The organism is Paraburkholderia atlantica, from assembly GCF_009362785.1.
Classification (GTDB): Bacteria; Pseudomonadota; Gammaproteobacteria; order Burkholderiales; family Burkholderiaceae; genus Paraburkholderia; species Paraburkholderia atlantica.
In genome coordinates this window covers 160828-175708 of record NZ_WHNQ01000014.1, presented here as the reverse complement: position 1 = coordinate 175708, position 14881 = coordinate 160828, and the positions used below count along the sequence as shown (strand labels likewise).

At 65.0% G+C, this 14881-nt stretch carries 17 protein-coding genes; 7 read left to right on the top strand and 10 right to left on the bottom strand.

The annotated features are described in order from the left end of the window. Positions 1 to 32 precede the first annotated feature (32 nt). The gene (locus tag GCT19_RS21065; RefSeq protein WP_152853019.1) at positions 33 to 1016 is read right to left on the bottom strand and encodes a L,D-transpeptidase; all 984 of its coding nucleotides are present in this window, start codon (positions 1014 to 1016) and stop codon (positions 33 to 35) included. A 385-nt stretch (positions 1017 to 1401) separates the two neighbouring features. Between GCT19_RS21065 and nadE the strand changes: the two genes are divergently transcribed. Next, positions 1402 to 2262, top strand: coding sequence for an ammonia-dependent NAD(+) synthetase (gene nadE / locus GCT19_RS21060; protein ID WP_152853018.1), 861 nt, complete (start codon positions 1402 to 1404; stop codon positions 2260 to 2262). 102 nt (positions 2263 to 2364) lie between these two features. On the opposite strand, the gene GCT19_RS21055 is transcribed toward nadE, so the two are convergent. The 5 genes from GCT19_RS21055 to GCT19_RS21030 all read right to left on the bottom strand — a co-directional run bounded on the left by GCT19_RS21055 (position 2365) and on the right by GCT19_RS21030 (position 7646). Beyond that, positions 2365 to 2640, bottom strand: a complete 276-nt coding sequence (locus GCT19_RS21055; protein WP_018435718.1) for an RNA-binding protein — start codon at positions 2638 to 2640, stop codon at positions 2365 to 2367. A gap of 411 nt (positions 2641 to 3051) precedes the next feature. Beyond that, a complete protein-coding gene (locus GCT19_RS21045) occupies positions 3052 to 3411 on the bottom strand; it encodes a hypothetical protein (protein WP_018435720.1) in 360 nt (119 codons plus the stop codon). Positions 3412 to 3483: 72 nt separating this feature from the next. Further along, on the bottom strand, positions 3484 to 4155 hold the full coding sequence (locus GCT19_RS21040) for a hypothetical protein (protein WP_152853016.1): 672 nt from the start codon (positions 4153 to 4155) through the stop codon (positions 3484 to 3486). A 187-nt stretch (positions 4156 to 4342) separates the two neighbouring features. Next, complete coding sequence (locus GCT19_RS21035; protein WP_152853015.1) at positions 4343 to 6007, bottom strand: S10 family peptidase; 1665 nt, start codon at positions 6005 to 6007, stop codon at positions 4343 to 4345. Positions 6008 to 6086: 79 nt separating this feature from the next. Then, on the bottom strand, positions 6087 to 7646 hold the full coding sequence (locus GCT19_RS21030; RefSeq protein WP_018435723.1) for a S53 family peptidase: 1560 nt from the start codon (positions 7644 to 7646) through the stop codon (positions 6087 to 6089). Positions 7647 to 7952: 306 nt separating this feature from the next. Between GCT19_RS21030 and GCT19_RS21025 the strand changes: the two genes are divergently transcribed. Then, positions 7953 to 8465 (top strand): DUF1993 domain-containing protein, encoded by a 513-nt coding sequence (locus GCT19_RS21025; protein WP_152853014.1) that lies wholly within the window; start codon positions 7953 to 7955, stop codon positions 8463 to 8465. Between the two features lie 35 nt (positions 8466 to 8500). Here the strand turns inward: GCT19_RS21025 and GCT19_RS21020 are convergent, their stop codons facing one another. Beyond that, positions 8501 to 8827 carry a YnfA family protein gene (locus GCT19_RS21020; RefSeq protein ID WP_018435725.1) on the bottom strand — a complete coding sequence of 109 codons (327 nt, stop codon included), beginning with the start codon at positions 8825 to 8827 and terminating at the stop codon, positions 8501 to 8503. A 140-nt stretch (positions 8828 to 8967) separates the two neighbouring features. On the opposite strand from GCT19_RS21020, the gene GCT19_RS21015 reads away from it, so the two are divergent. Beyond that, entirely contained in the window at positions 8968 to 9141 is a 174-nt protein-coding gene (locus GCT19_RS21015; RefSeq protein WP_013091438.1) for a DUF1289 domain-containing protein, read from the top strand. 53 nt (positions 9142 to 9194) lie between these two features. Here the strand turns inward: GCT19_RS21015 and GCT19_RS21010 are convergent, their stop codons facing one another. Continuing rightward, on the bottom strand, positions 9195 to 9875 hold the full coding sequence (locus tag GCT19_RS21010; RefSeq protein ID WP_018435726.1) for a LysE family translocator: 681 nt from the start codon (positions 9873 to 9875) through the stop codon (positions 9195 to 9197). 156 nt (positions 9876 to 10031) lie between these two features. Here GCT19_RS21010 and GCT19_RS21005 point away from each other — a divergent pair, with 156 nt between their 5' ends. Together GCT19_RS21005 and GCT19_RS21000 are read left to right on the top strand one after the other, a co-directional pair. Beyond that, entirely contained in the window at positions 10032 to 10502 is a 471-nt protein-coding gene (locus tag GCT19_RS21005; RefSeq protein ID WP_018435727.1) for an Lrp/AsnC family transcriptional regulator, read from the top strand. Between the two features lie 86 nt (positions 10503 to 10588). Beyond that, positions 10589 to 10822, top strand: a complete 234-nt coding sequence (locus GCT19_RS21000; RefSeq protein WP_013091435.1) for a hypothetical protein — start codon at positions 10589 to 10591, stop codon at positions 10820 to 10822. 74 nt (positions 10823 to 10896) lie between these two features. Here the strand turns inward: GCT19_RS21000 and GCT19_RS20995 are convergent, their stop codons facing one another. Next, complete coding sequence (locus GCT19_RS20995; RefSeq protein ID WP_152853013.1) at positions 10897 to 11373, bottom strand: OsmC family protein; 477 nt, start codon at positions 11371 to 11373, stop codon at positions 10897 to 10899. Positions 11374 to 11417: 44 nt separating this feature from the next. After that, positions 11418 to 11801: a hypothetical protein gene (locus GCT19_RS20990; protein WP_152853012.1), complete on the bottom strand. Its 384-nt coding sequence runs from the start codon at positions 11799 to 11801 to the stop codon at positions 11418 to 11420. Between the two features lie 153 nt (positions 11802 to 11954). Here GCT19_RS20990 and GCT19_RS20985 point away from each other — a divergent pair, with 153 nt between their 5' ends. Together GCT19_RS20985 and GCT19_RS20980 are read left to right on the top strand one after the other, a co-directional pair. Further along, entirely contained in the window at positions 11955 to 13958 is a 2004-nt protein-coding gene (locus GCT19_RS20985) for a bifunctional DedA family/phosphatase PAP2 family protein (RefSeq protein ID WP_152853011.1), read from the top strand. 87 nt (positions 13959 to 14045) lie between these two features. Further along, positions 14046 to 14654: a phytanoyl-CoA dioxygenase family protein gene (locus GCT19_RS20980; protein ID WP_152853010.1), complete on the top strand. Its 609-nt coding sequence runs from the start codon at positions 14046 to 14048 to the stop codon at positions 14652 to 14654. Positions 14655 to 14881 lie beyond the last annotated feature (227 nt).

Sequence of the window (14881 nt, the reverse complement as noted above, 5' to 3'; positions counted from 1 at the left end):
CGCTGGTCTTGCGACAAGGGCCAAGGCGCCCGTCAGTCGGCCGTATCCGCGTGCGCGGGCATTTTTGCGCGCGCGACCGCGCCGGGTGTTGGCGACCACGCTGGACGGCCCTTGCGCTGCGAATCGACGACGACGATAAAACGCCCCGCCCACGGCATGATCTGCCGATCGCTTTTCAGCACCCACAACGACTGGCCGGAATCGACGAGCTGCTCGTATTCCGCGTCGAGAATCCCGTAGTGATCGAGAAACGTGTTCAGCGACGCGGGAATCCGCACGCAGCCCTTCGAATGGCGAATACCGAGCAGCGGTTCTAGCCGATCGGGGTCGGTCGCGTGCATCTGGAAACGCATCTGCGACATGCCGCCCTTGCCCCAGCCGCGCTCGCCCTGCGCCCAGCCGAGGTCGAAGATGCGCATATCGCGCCGGCCATAACCGCGAATGCGGTTTTCGTTCTCCGTGCCCTCGGAGCGAAAATCCATATTGTCGGGCGTATGTTCGAACACGCCGAGCGGAGTGATGAAGTGGTCATACTCGCCAGGCCGTCCGGTGGATACCGGCGATGCGCCGATCATCTGCCAGTTGTCGGCGGGCACCGGGCGGAAGAAAATCAGCAGCGCCTGCACGTTCGCATTGCGATCGACGAGCACCACGTACTCGCCCGACAGATTGCCAAGCTCGTTCTCATTGAGCGCCGTCTCCAGACGGTCGGCGTACGCACGCTGCTCCGCGACGGGCAGTCTGAGCCGGCGCGTCACGTCCTGCGCGAATACGTTGCGCAGCAGAAACGCGCGGCGCGGATCGACGATGCCGGCCGCGTCGGGTGCGGCGACGGTGGCGGCGTCGATCGTGCCCACCGGCTGACTCGCGCCATTCCACGCCTTGGCCGCAGTAGTCAGATTCACCGTCTGCGCCGCTGTTGTTGCGGATGCAGGCAACTGAGCAGTACCGAGCACCGCTGCATGAACCTGCGCCGCCATCGCGCCGGCAACTGCCAATATGACGGCTGCGTACATCCCCGCACAAATCCTCAGGCGGTTCAATCCAGGCTGGCCAGGCCGATCTGGGTGTCTCATCGCGTCCCGAAACAAACATGATTATTATTGATTGACACGCCGGATCCCTGCGGCGTTCGGTACGATCGATGTTACCCAGCGAATGGAGGCGTGTCGATGAATATACCCTCTAACTTGCAATCTCTTTAAAAACGATTGGCTATGTGTCGACAATCGACGTATCAGTGAAAATGCAATTAATTCGCAATTAAATCGGCCATCGGAAAAATCAGGCTACAAAAGCGAAGGCCGATTTCATTCGACGAAAGATCGCCCGAATACGGCGGCCCATCCCGATACTCAAGCCCTTTCATTCGCTTTTTCTCTCGCGAGGACAACGACGATCATGGCTCAATCCGATTCCGCCGCCCGCCAGGCCCGCATCGCGGCCGAAATGCACGTCACCGCCGAATTCGACGCAAGCCGCGAAATCGAGCGCCGGGTCGGTTTTCTGGCGAACTATCTGCGCAACAGCCACCTGAGAACTTATGTGCTCGGCATTAGCGGCGGCGTCGATTCGACGACCGCCGGACGTCTCGCGCAACTCGCGGTCGAGCGTTTGCGGGGGAACCATTACGACGCGCGTTTCGTCGCCGTCCGTCTGCCTTACGGCAAACAACGCGATGAAGCGGATGCACTGGAGGCATTACGTTTCATTTGCGCCGACGAAAATCTGACTATCGATATCCAACCTGCCGCCGATGCGATGCTCGAGTCGCTCGATAAAAGCGGTGTGTCGTTCAAGGACGAATCGCAGCGTGATTTCGTGCACGGCAATATCAAGGCGCGCCAGCGAATGATCGCGCAATACGCGGTGGCGGGTGCGCGCGCCGGCGTCGTGATCGGCACGGACCACGCGGCCGAATCGGTGATGGGCTTCTTCACGAAGTTCGGCGACGGCGGCGCCGACGTGCTGCCGCTCGCCGGGCTCAGCAAGCGCCGCGTGCGCGCGGTCGCGCATAGGCTCGGTGCGCCCGACGCGTTGGCGCACAAGGTGCCGACCGCCGACCTCGAGATGCTGCGGCCGCTTCGTCCCGACGAAGACGCGTACGGCATCCCCTACGACGCGATCGACGATTTTCTCGAAGGCAAGCCAGTCAGCGATACCGTGCGTGACGTGGTCCTGCAGTTTTACAACGCGACGCGTCACAAGCGGGCGCTGCCGTACACCCCGTTCGACTGGCCGGCGTCGCCGGATGGGCAATGACGAGGCAGCGGTAGGGGCTCTCAAACGAATAAAGGCGGTGGACCGGCGCGACGTCGCGCGCAGGTCCACCGCCTTCGAAAAGAATCAAGCTTGTTGCGCCGCCTACGGCGCTCGCTGCTCCGGCGGCGGCTCGTCGCTGAACAGATCGGCGCTCGCTTCGAGCGGCTGACCACCCAGATGCTTGCCGTGAATCTGCCGCGCGATCACGTCGCCGACATACGGCACGCTCGCGTCGAGCTCTACCGTCGCGTAGGCGCTAGGCTTGCCGGCGTCCACCACCTCGACGTGTTTCGCGTAGTGGCCGAGTTCGCGCGTCAAAAATTCCCGCACGTCCTGCTCGCTGCACGATTCGGCGATATTGCGCACGGTCAGGTTCATGCGGACTATCCTCGCCCTGCCTGGCGGTCCGTCCGTCGGTCAGAGCTGGCGATACACACTGGTCGCAGCGCAGTACGCTGCTTCGTCTGAGCCGCGGCCAGTGCGCGAAGTGCGACGAAGCCGGTCGCGCCGGCCAACCCCATAGCGAGCAATGACAAAAAGAAGGCCATCGTTCCAATCTCCTGTGCAAATTTCATCCTGTTGTCAGGATAGCCCGCTTCGACCGCGAACACACTGTGACGCAGTGTCGTAGGCAACGGCGAAACCGTCCCCGTCGATGCACTGTACCTGAATCAGTCGCGCCAATCCTGGAAAACATCGGCTGCTTCAGCACCTTGCATGCCCGGCGCGCAGAGGTATCGTCAAAGGCATCCGACGCGGGACGTGGGCAAAGACGGGCGGATCGGCCGATCAGTCCGCCGCTTGCACGTTCGCCGCGCTCACCCACCACGCATTCTTACCGTGCGGCAGACGGACCAGCACAGCGGAAGGATCGTCGACCCCGTCGTCGGCGATCTGGCAAACCGGCAGACCGTCGGGCAGACGCTTCACCTCGCCGGCGGCCTCGAACAGCGCGATTCGCCGCGCACTCAGCGGGCGCAGTTGCCGATACACGTCGAAGCTGAGCGCCGCGGGCACGTCGCCGCGAATCTCGAGCTCATTGGCGCGCGCGCAATGCGCGGGCGCCGCGGCAACCGCGGCAACCGCGGCGGCGCTGCCGCTCAGGCAGCCGATCGTCAGCGCAACGGCGGCGAGACGGAAATGGGACATCGTGTTTCTCCGAAAAAATGAGGGGGCAGCGAACCGTGGCTCCGCGCCGACTGCGCAAGCGCGCGGATGCGCTCAACGCTCGCGCTCATGCGCGTCGCCGCGCCGGCTGTCTTCGCTGTCGACGCCGTCGTCGCCGGTCGCGACGTCCAGCCGGCTCACGTCGCAGGACGCCTGGCCAAAGCCCGCATACACCGCCGACCAGTTGCCGACGATCGCCGCTTGCGCCCGCGCGAGACTCAGCTTGCCTTCGCAGACGCAGCGCTTGAGCATCGCCGCCGCGCGCGCCTTGCGGCGCTCGCCCTGGGGGCCGGCCCACGGCAATAGATCGAGATTGGCTGGCGCATCGGGCGATCCGCCGAGCATGATCGGCACGTGCCGATCGAGCGCGAACGCGGCGCTGTCATCCACATCGATGCCGCGCGCGGCAAGCATGCGATCCTTGCGCGCCATCAGTTCGTCGAACGGCGGCGCGACGGTTTCCGCATAACCGGCGCGGCAAATCGTTTGGCCGATCGACTGCTGGGTCACACGGTCGTCGAGGACGTCGCTCGGTTGCGCGGCGGCGTCTGCGATGCGCAGCGCGAGCAGTGCGCCGACGGTAACGAGCAGCGCATGTCGCGTGATGCGCACGCGCGGGCGAAGGACGCTTTTGCGCCCGAGCCCCGGCACGTTGGCCGCGTCATTGCTGCTGGTGGTGTCGCGGGAAAGACCGCGCCGATGCGTGTCTGCGATGCCTGCGTTCATTCGTCTGCGCGCCGGCGGCGGCACGCGGTAGTTCAATTCGCAAGGCAATTAAAACACATTCAATCTGGATGAGTCCAAAAGCCGGACATGGCAGCGCGCCCTTTGCCGGCTCGCGGCAACCGCCGCGAGCCAGAGCATACCGACACAGCGCCACGTCGCGATGAGCCGCGACACCCGGCCACCGCCACTACTTCGCCACCCGCGCCTGCAGCGCGCGGATCCGCCCGAGCGCCTGCGCGTTGGACACCGTTTCTTCGTACATCTTTGCGAGGTCGGCTTTCAGCGCGGTGCGCGAACCGCCGTCGAGATACACCATATGCCCCGATGGATAGAACCGCGCCGACAGGTTCTGCCGCACTTGCTGACTGACCAGCGGCATCTGCTGCAGGTCGAGCACGGTTTGATAGAACGGCGTGACGAAATCGTAGAAACCGTTCGCCGACAGCACCTTCAGGTCGGGATTGAGCGCCATCACGGCCGCGAGGTCGCCGGCCGTGTACAGAATGATGTTGCCTTTCGAGTCGACGCCCTTCTGCGCGCCGGTCGGATCGATATGGCTGAAATCCCAGTACTTGAACGCCTGATCGTTGAGGTCGGTGAACGACGAGTTCGACGTGTACTTCAACTGCTCGTTCAGATACACGTTCCACATCGTCGTGTAGACGCCGGTGACGGCGGTCATCGTCGGATCGTTGCCGCCGGAGTTCGGGTCGATCTTGCCGGCGATGCCGGTGTCGATCGCGGTCACGCGGCCGTCGTAAGCGCCGAGCGCGAGGCCTTGCGACTTCAGCAACGTGGTCAGGAACAGCGAATTGCCGCGGCTGTCGTAGCCGGCGATATCGAGGCTCCACGCGAGCAGTGTCGTTTTGTCGATGCCGGTGTATTCGCTGAGTTTTTCGACGGTCGCGGTGTCGGTGGTCGGGAACTTGCGCAGCGCGGCCAGGTAGTCGGTGCGCGCGAACTGCGCGACCTCCTCGGCGAACGTGCCGAGATCGGTGGGCCGCGGCGCGACGCCGAGCTTCTTGTGATACCACGCGTCCGCGGCCGCCGTGGGCAGCGCGCCGACCGGGTTGCCCGACTGCGTGTAGTCGAGAATCGACGATTGCAGCGTAATGCCGTTCAGATCGACGCCGTCCTCGTGCAGCCGGTACGCGAGCACGCAGCTGCGTGCCGTGCCGTAGGACTCGCCGAACAGATACTTCGGTGAATTCCAGCGGTTGTTCTTCGTCAGAAACCGCTTGATGAACTGCTTGATCGAGTCCGCGTCCTGATCGACGCCCCAGAAGTCGCGATTCTTCTTCGGCGCGATCGCCGCCGAATACCCGGTGCCGACCGGGTTGATGAACACGAGGTCGCTTTTGTCGAGCAGGCTGTCCGGATTGTCTTCGAGCGAATACGGCGCGGGCGGCGTGAAACCCGGCATCGACGTCTTGATGCGGCGCGGCGCGAACGAGCCAAGGAGCACGAATACCGACGACGACCCCGGTCCGCCGTTATAGAAGAACGTGACCGGCCGCGTCTCTTCCTTCTGGTTGTCCTGCGTGAACGCGACGTAGAACATCCTCGCCGACGGCTGCGAGCTGCTCGGATCGACGATCACCAGGTGGCCCGCGGTCGCCGTGTAGTTGATGTTGTGCCCGCCGATCGTCACCGAATGATGCGTGACCGCGGCCGTCTCGACTGTATCGGTAACCGAATCGTCCGGGCCGTTGCCATAGGCGACCGGGTCGAAGAACGGCTGGTCGCCGGCTTTGTGCGGCGTGCTCGTGGCGGTGGACGCGCCAGCCGAGGCCGTGGCGTGCGTGTTGTGCGGCGAATGCTGGCTACCGGAAGCTGATTCTGTATTCGTCATGATCGCTCCAAGGGTTCGTTTTAGTGCCGTGCGTCCTCGTTCTTACGTCTTGTTGTTGTGTTATGCGCTGTGTTGCAGACTATAGTGCGCCCGCCACCTTCCCGCCATTGGGACTGCCCAGTCCCGTGCAGGCGTCCCATCCCTTCGACGCCGCAAAGCTGCCATTGTTGCCCTCGGTGATGTCGTTGCAGACACCCGTCGCCTTGTACAGTTTCGGGTTGATGAAACCGACCGGCTGTCCCTTCGCCGCGTTGATGCGCGCGATCAGCGCCGCCCACAGTGGCGCGACCGCGCTGGTGCCCCCCACCACCGTTTGCGTTCCGTCGACCAGCACGTCGTAGCCGGTCAACGGCGAGGCATCGCCCGCGACGTCCGGCACGCCGCGCCCGCTGAGCGGCTGGCTGCCGCCGCCCGTCATCGTGGCCGACAAGCCTTGCTGCCACGCCGGCATCTCGAAGGCGGTGCTGACGCCACCGCCGCTGGCACCGCCCTGTTCGCCGTCGTTCCACACGACCTCGCGCTTGATCGCCGATCCGGACGCGCTCAGGTGCGTGCCGCCGCAGGCGAGCACGTACGGGCTCGACGCCGGGAAGTCGACCTGGTCGCCGCCGCCCGAGCCGTCGCTCGACCCGCTGTCGCCGGAGGCCGCGCAAATCGTCACGCCGAGCGCCGCCGCCGATTGCAGCACGCTGTTGAGCGCATTCATCGACTGGCTGGTCCAGACCGATTCCGGCGCACCCCAGCTGATCGAAATGACCGACGGCTTGTGGGTCTTATCGTGCACCGCGCGGCTCACCGCGTCGATGAAGCCGGCGTCGCTGTTCGGCGTGAAGTACACGGCGATGGTCGCCCGCGGCACGATCGCACCGACGATCTCGATGTCGAGCGTGACCTCGCCGTCCGGCCCGTTCGGGTCGCCGCTCGGCTTGTTGCCGGCCTGATCGACGCCGACCGCGGTCACGGTCGGCTCGCTCACGCCGAGGCTCGAGAAATAGGTCTTCAGGTCCGATGTCTTGTAGCCGCCGCCGAGCTCGATGATGCCGACGCACTGGCCGCCGCCGTCGCCTTGCGGAAACTGATAGAGCGACGCGAGCTGCGGCGGCGTGAACGACACCTGCTGGGCCCGCGCCGCCACGAACGGCGGCCGGATGCGAAAGTGCGGCCGCGCCTGCGGCCGGTCGTCGAGCCCGAGCACCGCCTCGACGACGCCACGCAGATCGTCCGGCACGCTGATCGTGCCGGTACGGCCACGGAACTGGCCAGCCGTGTGGTGCTGATAGCGTTCGAGCTTCACCTCGAACGCGCTCTGGAACTGCGCGATCGTGCCGCTCAGCAGCACCGAGCGCGCCGCCGGATCCTCGCGCGCGACGGTGAGCCCATGCGCGGCCGCGAACGCGCGGACCTTCGCGATGTCGTCGGGCGCGGCGCCGTAGTCCTTCTCGAGCGCCTCGCGCGACAGCGGCTTCACGCTCGCGTCGCCGGCCTCGATGCGTTTCATCAACGCGTCGAATTGCGCCTGCTGCTGGCGGCGCAGCATCACGAAGACCTCGATCCGCTCGGCGGGATCGCATTGGCCGATGACCCTCGTGCCCTGTGCGACCTTGCGCTCGCTGCCCGGCAATGGATGCTTGGTGACCATGGTGTCGACTCTCCTGTTAGCGTGGCTTCGCACACGGTCATGCACGACCGCGCGACCCGGCGGGTGCAAGCACGCCACGCGCCTGCATGAAGCGCATCGTTTGCGCGATGCGCGGCAGGGGTTGTTCAAGAACTTCGTCCAAGCGTCCGACCAAGGCATTCGAACACAGTTCCGGCGCATGCGGCAGTCGTCCGAATGGCTAGTGCGCGGCGCGGATGCGACACGCTATGATGCTGAAGCGGCATTCCCGCCGTTTCAGTGCCGCGCGAGCCGCCTGCGCGCACGATCGAGAAATCAGAGGAACCCATGTCAATTTCGATGTATCAAGCATCACTGCCTGTGCTGATTCGCGGCCTCACCAACCTGCAAGCCATCCTCGGCAAGGCCGAGGCGCACGCCGCCGCGAAGCAGATCGAACCGTCGGTGTTCACCAATGCCCGGCTCGCGCCGGACATGCTGCCGCTCGTGCGCCAGGTGTATATCGCGAGCGATACCGGCAAGGGGTGCGCGGCGCGCCTCGCCGGCGTCGAGCCGCCCAAGTTCGAGGACGTCGAGCAGACCTTCGACGAACTGCGGGCCCGTATCCAGAAGACGATCGATTACCTGAAGGAATTCAACCCGGCGCAGATCGACGGCTCGGAAAGCCGCACGATCACGCTGAAACTGCGGCCGGGTCCGATCGAGTTCACGGGGGCGTCGTATCTGTTCGGTTTCGTGCTGCCGAACTTCTTTTTCCACGTGACGACCGCGTACGACATCCTCCGTCATAACGGTGTTGAGCTCGGTAAGCTCGACTATTTGGGCGGGATGCAGCAGTAAAGGGAGCGGGCGGGTCGTCGATCGCGGCGCCCCGCTCACACGTATAGGCGCGGCTGGAATGCGATCACCGCCATGCCGGCCAGCGTCAGCGCGGCGCCTGCCGCGTCCCACAGCGTGGGCCGTACCTCGTCCACGACCCACAGCCACGCAATCGCCACCGCCACGTACACGCCGCCGTAGGCCGCATACACGCGGCCCGCGGCGGTGCCATGCAGCGTCAGCAGCCAGGCGAACAGCGCGAGGCTTGCCGCGCCTGGCAGCAACAGCCACGCGGAGCCGCCCTCCTTCAGCCAGCGCCACGGCAGGTAACAGCCGACGATCTCGGCAATAGCGGTCACGACATACAGCAGGAAGGTTTTCATCGACGGAGGTGAGAAGGTTGGTTGTGTCGCCGCGCATGCGGGCTGCCGCTGCGCTATCGGCTTTATTAACACAATCACTTGGCAGCGTGCGCGCTGCACGTGCGACATTCGCGCTACTTCAACTCGAACGGCCACCGGTCATGAGCATCGCGTCACCCTGTGTCGACATCTGCAAGTTCGACGACAAAACCGGCCTTTGCATCGGCTGTATGCGCACGCGCGACGAATGCAAAAGCTGGAAGAAAATGAAGGACAAGCATCGCAAGAAAATTATCGAGGACCGGCCTCGGCGCGAGCGCAAGCTGAAGAAGTGAGCGGCGGGCGTCGCCGGTCGGCCACTCACGCAAACTCGCGCCAGCCTCGAGTTTCAATCCAGCGAAAGGCGCAGCGCGAAGCCGATCAACGCAGCCGAAAACGTCCAGCGTTGCAGCGTCTGCGCCAGAGGATGGGCGCGCATCCAGTTGGCGATGCGGGCGGCGCCGATCGCATACAACGCGTCGAAGCATGCGCCGATCGCGAGCAGCACGACACCGAGCTCGATCATCTGCCACGCCACCGGCCCCGCTTCCGGCCGCACGAATTGCGGCAACAGCACCGAGCAGAACAGTAGGGCCTTCGGATTGAGCAGATTCGTCAGCAGACCTTTGACGAACGCGGTCCGCAACGGCCGCGCCTCTGTATCCGCATCCCTCGAAGGAGTGGATTCCATTCGCGACGCGCCCGCCGTTTGCTTGTCGCGTGAACCGACGGGCAACGCGAACCCGGGCGAGCGGAAGATCTGAATCCCGATCCACGCGAGATAGACCGCGCCCGCATAGCGCACCGCGTCGTACAGCCACGGCGCGTTGCGCAGCAGCGCCGCCATGCCGCACGCCGACAGCGTCACGTGCGTCGCGCGCGACACGCCGAGCCCCGCCGCGGCCGCGAAGCCGCTGCGCACGCCGCGCGCGATGCTGGTTTGCAGGATCAGCGCCATGTCCGGCCCAGGCACCGCATAAACGACAACCAATGCCGCCACGTAGACGGCCAGCAGGTGAGCGGAAATCATCGGAGCCTCCTTGTTGTTCGAGCCTCCATGTTGCTATCGGAGGCGGAGGGTTTGCTGGCGATTTTCGGCTTGGGCGAATAATAAAATAGTGGAATGCGCTAATATTTCGTTATCCGATGGCGCCTTCCACCAATCCGCAGAACCCACCTCCCGACCATGTCCGCCGACGATCTCGACAAAACCGACCGCGCAATTCTCGCCGCGCTGCAAAACGACGGGCGCATGTCGATTGCGCGTCTCGCCGACATGGTCGGCCTCAGCGAAACGCCGTGCGCGCGCCGTCTGAAACGTCTGGAGAACGATGGTTACATCGACCGTTACCGCGCAGTGCTGTCGCGCGCCGGGCTCGGTCTGGGCGTGGTCGCATTCGTGCTGGTGCGCTTCGCGGTGCACGATCGCGTGGTGGCGACGCGCTTCGAGCGCGAGGTGCAGGCGATCCCGCGTATCCTGTCGTGCCACAACGTGTCGGGCAGCGCCGACTACATCCTGCAGATCGTCGCGCGCGACCTCGACGACTACGGCACCTTCATGCGCGACGAACTGCGCAGCCTGCCGGGCGTGACGTCGGTGGAATCGGCCTTATCGTTGCGCGAAGTGAAAGCGTTTGGCGGTCTGCCGCTGTCGTGAGCGCGAACGTGGCATAGTCACCCCTTTAGTCCCCTTTTGGAGCGGCGCGAGCCGTTCCGACGCAACCCGAGACTCCGGGAGTTCTCATGGATCACGACAAGGCGCGAGCCGAAGAAACCGCCGCAATGGAACGCGTGTTGACCGCCACCAAGCGTGTGCAGACGGCGTTCGCGTCGCTGCAATCGCAATTCCCGCCGGCAGGCAGCGGCAAACCCTCGCAATTTGCGTTGCAGACTTTCGATGCCGCGCTGCAGGAACTCGAAGACGCGCAAGCCGCGTTCGACGAACTGCTCGGCGATCTGCTCGACGGCAATCGTTGAGCTAGCGCTAGCGACCGGCTGGCCGGCGCCCCGCTCGGCAGCGGGCTCGCATGCCCGGCACCACCGCATGCGCGTCAACGCGCAGCCGTCTCCACCACCGCTTCGCAGAGAATCGGAAAGTTGACCGAGTTCGCGATGTAGCACTTCTGATGCGCGACGTGATGCAGATGCATCGCCTGCTCGACGTCGCCGCCCTCGCGGATCGTCACGCGCGGGCGCAGCACGATCTGCGAAAAGCGGCCTTCGTGAGGGGAATCGAGCATCGTGCCTTCGGCGTTGTCGCGATAGTCGAGCACCACGATGCCCGCGTCCGAGCACAGATGCAGATACCACAGCTTGTGACACGCGCTCGCCGACGCGACCAGCAGGTCCTCGGGATTCCAGCGCGCCGCGTCGCCGAAAAACGCCGGGTCCGACGAACCCGGAATGTCCGGCTTGCGGTCGGAAGAAATCACGTGGTCGCGGCCGTAGTCGCGGTAGCCCGAGGTGCCGCTGCCGCGATTGCCGGTCCATTGCACCGATACGCGGTACTTGTGCTCGCCGTGTGCCATTCCCTTCCCCTGTGGTCGATCGGATCTGCATTCTATACGCGGCCCTAGCGCGGCGGCGCCGCGCGGCCGGTCACGTTCGGCGCGCGCGGGTCGGGACTCATGTAGAGCGCCGTGCCGTTCGCGCGCATGTTGTTGAGCGCGCCGCCCGAGCCGGTCGCGCCACCGGAGCCGAGCCCATACGAGCCACCCGCCGACATGCCGGGCCCCGGCATCGCACTCGGACTGACGCCGGTACCGATGCCCGTTGCGCCGCCGACAGCCGCATTGCCGCTGCCCGCGCTGGTACCGGCGTTGTTGCCCGCACGAGTTCCGGCCTGGCTGCCGCCAGGATTGCCCAGCTGCTGAGCTTCGACCGTCCCCGCGCCCCCCACCGTCAACAGCGTCACAAGCAACGCTGACCACACGATCTCACCTGTTGCTGTCTTCATAGCTCCCCCCAAGCGCATCGATCCGCCGAGCCACGACATCTATTCTGAGCCGATCGCCCGACCGATGCACAAGCACCGCTCCCGCTCGCGCCCACCGTTTGCGCGTGCGCGTTATGATCGATCGTCACGCCCGAGAACCGCCGATCGCGCACGATGGAGCACGCCTACAGCCACCTTTTGCATCTGCTCGCCGGCCACTCGACGTGGATGCTCGCGGTCGTGTTCCTCGCCGCTTTTTTCGAATCCATCGCGGTCATCGGCACCTTCGTCCCCGGCAGCACCGCGATGTTCCTCGCCGGCGCGCTGACCGGCACCGGCTCGCTGAGCCTTGCCTGGGTCTTCGTGTGGGCGATCATCGGCGCGGTCGCCGGCGACGGCGCCAGCTTCTGGCTCGGCGATCGCTACAAGGAGCGCATCGTCACTTTGTGGCCGTTCCGCACACACCCCGGCGTACTCGACGCGGGCCAGCGCTTCTTTCTCAAGCATGGCGCGAAGAGCGTCGTGCTCGCCCGCTTCATCGGCCCATTGCGGGCGATCGTGCCCGTCGTCGCGGGCATGATGGGCATGCCACCGCTGCGCTTCCTCGCGATCAACGTGCTGTCCGCATTGCTGTGGGCGCCCGCGCACATCCTGCCCGGCGTCGTGTTCGGCGCGTCGGTGCTGCTCGCGGGCGCGGTGTCGTTCCGGCTCGTCGTGATCATCGCGATGCTGGTGTGCATCGTGTGGCTCAGCTTTCGCGGCGCGGGGTTCCTGGTATCGCACGCGAATGCGTGGTCGAGCGCGGCGGGCCGTCATCTCGGCTCCTGGGCGTGCCGCCATCCGGGCCCGCTCGGCCGCATCGCACGCCGCATGCTCGACCCCGACACGCCCGATGCGACCCACCTGCTCATGGCATCGCTGATCGTGCTGGTGGCCGGCGCGCTTTTCATTGGGGTCCTTGAAGACGTCGTCAGCGGCGATCCGTTGACCACCATCGATCTGTCCGTCTATCACTTTCTGCAATCGGTGCGCACGCCGTGGGGCGACACGGTGCTCGCGGCGCTCGGGACGCTCGGCAGCGGCATCACGCTGCTCGCGCTGGTCGTCACGGTTGCACTGTGGATGATATGGGAGCGGCGCTGGCGCACGATCACCTACTGGCTCGCGGCGGTCGTGTTTTCGCAGCTGCTGATTCTCGGCCTGCAACTCGCGATGCGCCGCGCCCCGCCCAATGAGTTGATGACCGGCCACTTTGTGTTTCCGAGCAATCACGTCGCCGCGACGGTGATCGTCTACGGCTTTCTCGCGTTTCTGCTCGCGCGTCGGGTCGACAAGCTCGAAGGCGTGCTGGTTGCCGGCGCGAGCATCATCGTCGTGATCGTGGTCGCGCTCGCGGGCGTCTACTTCGGCCGCTACTGGGTGTCCGACGCAATCGGCGGCGCGGCGCTCGCCTATGTATGGGTCACGCTGATCGCGCTGACGGCGATCTGGCGGCATCCGCGGCCGCCGCCACCGCGCCGTTTCATGCCGCTGGTGGTGCTCGCGGTGGTGGTGCTCAGCGTCGGCGTGCAGCTCGGCGTCGCGATGCCGACGCCGCCGAACAGCGCGCCGCAACCACCACCCGTGCAGTTCACGCTGGCGCAGTGGACGCACTCCGAGTGGAAGCGGCTGCCGTGCTATCGCTCCGACATGGGCGGCGATCACAAGGAGCCGCTGACGCTGCAATGGGTTTCCGAACCCGCTTCGATCCGCGAGCTACTGCGCGCGCAGGGCTGGGTCGAGGGCACCGACGTGTCCGCTCACAGCCTGCTGTCGCTCGCTTCGCCCGACGTCGCGGCGGTGTCGTTGCCGGTGCTGCCGAAGCTGAACAATGGCGTGCCGTCGTCGCTGGTCTTCATGCGGCCGGGCGAATCGCGCGAGGAACGTTATGTGCTTCGTTTCTGGCCGAGCGGTTACGCGGTCGGCAACGGCGCCTCCGCGGCGCCGCTGTGGGTCGGCGCGTTCGCGCACGAGCGGTTGACGCGGCCGTCCTGGCCGCTGAACATTCTGCGCATCGACCGCAATGGAAGTCCGATCGACGCGCGCACCAGGTTGGGCGAAGAGCTCGGCGCGACGTTCCTCGCGGAAGTCGATTGTCACGGCGTACCGGTGTCGCTGCTGGTCTCGCCGATGGAATGATCGTCATATGCAGGCTACCTGGGCAACCCCGACTCAACGACTCGATAAAGGGGACAACCGTGGGCCGCTCTTCGATCGAACAACTCGATGACTACGCAGCGACGCTCGAACGCGATTGCTGCAACAGCAGATCGCCGCGCAGGCGACCGTGGTGCGAGGCGAAAACCGGCACTACATCACGCTGCCGTTCACGGGGTATTCGCCGATCAGTCGATCTTCTGTGAATCGGACGTGCTCGGCATCGTCGAGCGCGTGGCCGGCGACGACCCCGTGATGTGCCAACTGGCCACCGCCACGCCATTGAACGGCTCGACGTATCAGGAGATTCATCGCGACACACCCGCGCTGTTCGACGGCGAAGCGGAAACCCCGTCGTTCCATCTCGCGGTCAACTTCCCGCTGTGCGACGTCACGCTCGAGAACGGCCCGCTCGAAACCACGCTCGGCACGCATCGGATGCGCTCCGAAGACGCGCGTCTATCAACAATTGGCGCCACGCGCGAAACGCCTGCTGCGCCATATGCCGCGCGTAAGCGAACTCGACGATGCGTGTGCGCCGGAGCAATACCGGAAATTCGCCTATTGAAGAAAGCATTCAGCCATCGCATTGGCCGCGCGACGAATTATCGCGAAAGCGAGTCGCCAATTGACGCGCAATTACATAGGATTGCGAGTGACACGCGATTTGACATTTAAAGCTTCGTTGCGCAAATGCAACGACACGCCCGCATTATCCGCACTTCCGCCGCGCTATTTGCACTCGTAGCGCTCCTAATTCATTTTTCCACTCACGCATTCCGAAATAGCGCTGGCAGAATAGGCAAAAAACCAGTCAGCGGGAATCGGCATGCACCGCCGTTTCCGCAACGACACACACGGACCTGATTTGCTACCCAATTGCACGCCTTAACGCTATCGTCTCA

What these genes read in the sequence shown, in the direction of transcription:
- GCT19_RS21065 (WP_152853019.1), bottom strand. Translation starts at nt 1,016, where the DNA reads ATGTACGCAGCCGTCATATTGGCAGTTGCCGGCGCGATGGCGGCGCAG.
- nadE (WP_152853018.1), top strand. Translation starts at nt 1,402, where the DNA reads ATGGCTCAATCCGATTCCGCCGCCCGCCAGGCCCGCATCGCGGCCGAA.
- GCT19_RS21055 (WP_018435718.1), bottom strand. Translation starts at nt 2,640, where the DNA reads ATGAACCTGACCGTGCGCAATATCGCCGAATCGTGCAGCGAGCAGGAC.
- GCT19_RS21045 (WP_018435720.1), bottom strand. Translation starts at nt 3,411, where the DNA reads ATGTCCCATTTCCGTCTCGCCGCCGTTGCGCTGACGATCGGCTGCCTG.
- GCT19_RS21040 (WP_152853016.1), bottom strand. Translation starts at nt 4,155, where the DNA reads ATGAACGCAGGCATCGCAGACACGCATCGGCGCGGTCTTTCCCGCGAC.
- GCT19_RS21035 (WP_152853015.1), bottom strand. Translation starts at nt 6,007, where the DNA reads ATGACGAATACAGAATCAGCTTCCGGTAGCCAGCATTCGCCGCACAAC.
- GCT19_RS21030 (WP_018435723.1), bottom strand. Translation starts at nt 7,646, where the DNA reads ATGGTCACCAAGCATCCATTGCCGGGCAGCGAGCGCAAGGTCGCACAG.
- GCT19_RS21025 (WP_152853014.1), top strand. Translation starts at nt 7,953, where the DNA reads ATGTCAATTTCGATGTATCAAGCATCACTGCCTGTGCTGATTCGCGGC.
- GCT19_RS21020 (WP_018435725.1), bottom strand. Translation starts at nt 8,827, where the DNA reads ATGAAAACCTTCCTGCTGTATGTCGTGACCGCTATTGCCGAGATCGTC.
- GCT19_RS21015 (WP_013091438.1), top strand. Translation starts at nt 8,968, where the DNA reads ATGAGCATCGCGTCACCCTGTGTCGACATCTGCAAGTTCGACGACAAA.
- GCT19_RS21010 (WP_018435726.1), bottom strand. Translation starts at nt 9,875, where the DNA reads ATGATTTCCGCTCACCTGCTGGCCGTCTACGTGGCGGCATTGGTTGTC.
- GCT19_RS21005 (WP_018435727.1), top strand. Translation starts at nt 10,032, where the DNA reads ATGTCCGCCGACGATCTCGACAAAACCGACCGCGCAATTCTCGCCGCG.
- GCT19_RS21000 (WP_013091435.1), top strand. Translation starts at nt 10,589, where the DNA reads ATGGATCACGACAAGGCGCGAGCCGAAGAAACCGCCGCAATGGAACGC.
- GCT19_RS20995 (WP_152853013.1), bottom strand. Translation starts at nt 11,373, where the DNA reads ATGGCACACGGCGAGCACAAGTACCGCGTATCGGTGCAATGGACCGGC.
- GCT19_RS20990 (WP_152853012.1), bottom strand. Translation starts at nt 11,801, where the DNA reads ATGAAGACAGCAACAGGTGAGATCGTGTGGTCAGCGTTGCTTGTGACG.
- GCT19_RS20985 (WP_152853011.1), top strand. Translation starts at nt 11,955, where the DNA reads ATGGAGCACGCCTACAGCCACCTTTTGCATCTGCTCGCCGGCCACTCG.
- GCT19_RS20980 (WP_152853010.1), top strand. Translation starts at nt 14,046, where the DNA reads ATGACTACGCAGCGACGCTCGAACGCGATTGCTGCAACAGCAGATCGC.